Origin of the sequence: Steroidobacter sp. (genome assembly GCF_016790065.1) — a bacterium.
Taxonomy (GTDB): domain Bacteria; phylum Pseudomonadota; class Gammaproteobacteria; order Steroidobacterales; family Steroidobacteraceae; genus Steroidobacter.
The window spans coordinates 1-2,866 of sequence record NZ_JAEUPY010000244.1 but is presented as its reverse complement, the minus strand read 5'-3'; the positions used below and the strand labels follow the sequence as shown (position 1 = coordinate 2,866).

Below are 2,866 nucleotides of genomic sequence, written 5' to 3'. Positions count from 1 at the left end.
CCACCGATTCCGGCGGATTGGTCACCGCGACCAACGCAGCCTCACGCAGCTTGAACGAGCCCGACGCCGCGACCTGCTCGCCTGGCGACAAGCCTTTGGTGATGACTACGTCGTCGCCAGACATGGCATCGACGCGCACTTCACGCAGGCGAGCCCGCGTCTTTCCCTGCTCGTCTGTTACGACCACGAACACATGATCGCCCGCCGGACCTTTGCGAACGGCGCTCGCCGGCACGGCGGTCGCGAGCAACGGCGTGCCGACAGCCACTTGAACTCGTACTGATGCACCGGGCGCCGGCGCTTGACTCGCGTCTTTGATCTTGGCGCGGACTGCTGCGTTACGTGTCGCCGGATCGACTCGCGCATCGATGGCGAGTATCTCGGCCTTCACGCCGGGCGAGCCGTCGTTGGCGGCGAATACGTCGACTTTGTTTCCTGGACGCAGGTTGCCCGCGACTTGTTGAGCCACGCTGAAATCCACATAGGTGGAGTCGTCGACACCTTGTAGGGTCGTCAGCAACGAACCTTCGTTCAAGTATTGGCCGGGATGCACGTCGGAGATGCCGACTCTGGCGCGGAATGGGGCGCGAATGATCTTTCGATTGATGACGGCCTTGATGCGCGCCACCTGCGCCAGCACGACTTCCTGCTCAGCGCGAGCTGTGTCCACTTCCATTTCCGACGCCGCGCGATGCTGACTCATACGTTGCATACGCGCGAACTGGGTCCGCGCCAGCTCGGCTTGGGCTTGCAATGCCTGGAGATCGGCTTCTTCCACTGAAACATCGAGCGCGACTAGCACTGCACCAGCTTCGACGATCTTGCCTGGCTCGAGCGATACCTGGCGCACCGTGCCGGCTATTTCATTGCGAACCGTGATGGAACGTAATGCCACCACCGTGCCGATGGATGTCGTCGTCCGAATGTGCTCGTGCTCACGAACAACGGCTGTGACAATCGATTCCGCCGGCTCCGGCTGACTGGCCGCCGCTGCGTCCGAGTCCGCAATGCTCGATCTTTTCCACGCGCTGAGCAGAACGCCGGACACGATCACCGCGCCCACCAGCAACAACGAACCTATCCATTGACGCGACTTCATCGCTATTCCCCTGACCGCCCCGCGATTGCCCGCGGATGTGCAAGGTAGCCGCCCGCTGCTGAGCGACCAATCGGGGGCAACGAAACTCACTCATGCTTGGAACGCAGTAATCGCGTTGAGCCAGATCGGCACGGAGCAAACATGACTCTTTTGGGCGATTTACACCAAGCTAAGGCGTGCGGTCACGAACGCGTAACGGAGAGTTAGCAAGGAACGGATTGCTTAGCGCGGCGTTTTGCTCTGCATTATTCAGCGTGCCGCTGGCGCCAGTGCTTGGCCACTCTCGCGACAAAGCGGCGAGGCTTCTCTTCGTACAAGCGTGCGCCGAGCTTGAGTGCTTTTGCCTGCAACTGATTACGTCGGCGATCAAGGATCGCGATCAATGCATCTTGGTCGTAGGCCTTAAACACAGCGGCGTTAGCGGCAATCTTTGCTCTCAACACCGCCAGGTCATGATCGTCACCTAAGAGATCGGCCAGCCTGCACGCCTGCTCAACCCACGCTTCGATCGGCGCCGGCTGCACCGACGCCAATATCTGCAGCTGATACCACAGGTACTTCACTTGCTTCCGCCAATCGTGCAGCTGAGCATCATCTCGCGATCGGGCGGCGGCGCGCATTTTCTTCTTGCCGCTGCGATAGATCTTTTCCAGGCCGCCACCCAGGACGGACCAAGACTCCCCTCGTAAGCGCCACCGCTCGCCGCGAGCACTGACCTCACGCAACGTTTTTATTTGCTCACGAACCAGAGCCAGAGTGATGGCCTGTCGTGCTGTCACGCGTTCCTTCCTAAGAACACTGCGAAACTTGTCGAGCTGTAGCGAGTGGGCCGCTGGCGCAAAGCGTTCGAGCAGAGCGTCGAGCGCAGCGATCAACACCTTACTATCGCGCGCCAAACCAAGCGGCTGCGCGGCATCGCGCAGCGCGCCGTTCTCACGACAATAAGAAACCTCACCAACGCCCGCTCTCAACAAACGAAGCGCAGCCCGCGACTTCTTGATCAACTTGCGAGCGTCATGAATATCGGCATCGACGATGCGTTTCTTGCGCAGCGAGTCGCCGGCTGCAGCGAGCCAGGCCTGAAGAATCCGCCGAACGTCGGACAATCCAACTTGGCCGACTTGGTCAGAACACATTAATGCTCCGTGTTGGATTTTCGCCGCACTTTGTCGTCGAGCGACGACGCAGCAGGTCGAATCCAAGCGTCACCCGGTCGAGAACAGTAGAATACATCCAGCGCAACGACGCGCCACGATTCAAGAGTGAACCAAGTTAAATGAAGATGAACGCGAAAAATCTGCTCTGTGCCGCCCTGCTGACCCTGCCGCTGGCCGCTGCGGCCGACGACTTCAGCTATCGCTATGTGGACGTAGCGCATTTCCCGGAAGCGGAAATCGACGCCAACGGCTTCGACGTGGATGGCGACGGCATTCAGCTGCGCGGCTCGCTGCCGGTGTATCAAAACATTTTCGCCCTGGCCGAATTCCAGGACCTGGATCTGGACAACGGCGTCGACGCCACGCGCTTGATGGTAGGCGCCGGCGGCCACTGGTCGCTGGGCAAGAACCTGGACCTGATCGCCCGCGGCGGCGTGGTGAGATACGAAGTGGACTTCGGTCGCTTCGACGATGACGACACCGGCTTGTTCGCCGGCGTGCGCCTGCGCGCGCTGGTCGCTCCGAAAATCGAAGTGGAAGGCGGCGTCGAACACCTGGCCGTGGATGTGGCCGGCATCGATGGCGACACGTATCTGATCGGTGAAGGCCG

Annotated in this window: 3 protein-coding genes; 1 reads left to right on the top strand and 2 read right to left on the bottom strand. The window is 60.6% G+C overall.

The features are described 5' to 3' along the window. Together JNL55_RS10530 and JNL55_RS10525 are read right to left on the bottom strand one after the other, a co-directional pair. Window positions 1-1,099: efflux RND transporter periplasmic adaptor subunit (locus JNL55_RS10530; protein ID WP_293852778.1), on the bottom strand; the 1,099-nt coding region annotated here is incomplete at its 3' end. Between the two features lie 245 nt (window positions 1,100-1,344). Beyond that, window positions 1,345-2,235: a CHAD domain-containing protein gene (locus tag JNL55_RS10525; RefSeq protein ID WP_293852777.1), complete on the bottom strand. Its 891-nt coding sequence runs from the start codon at window positions 2,233-2,235 to the stop codon at window positions 1,345-1,347. Window positions 2,236-2,381: 146 nt separating this feature from the next. Here JNL55_RS10525 and JNL55_RS10520 point away from each other — a divergent pair. Further along, window positions 2,382-2,866, top strand: a 485-nt coding sequence (locus JNL55_RS10520; RefSeq protein WP_293852776.1) for an outer membrane beta-barrel protein, incomplete at its 3' end; no start/stop codon positions are given.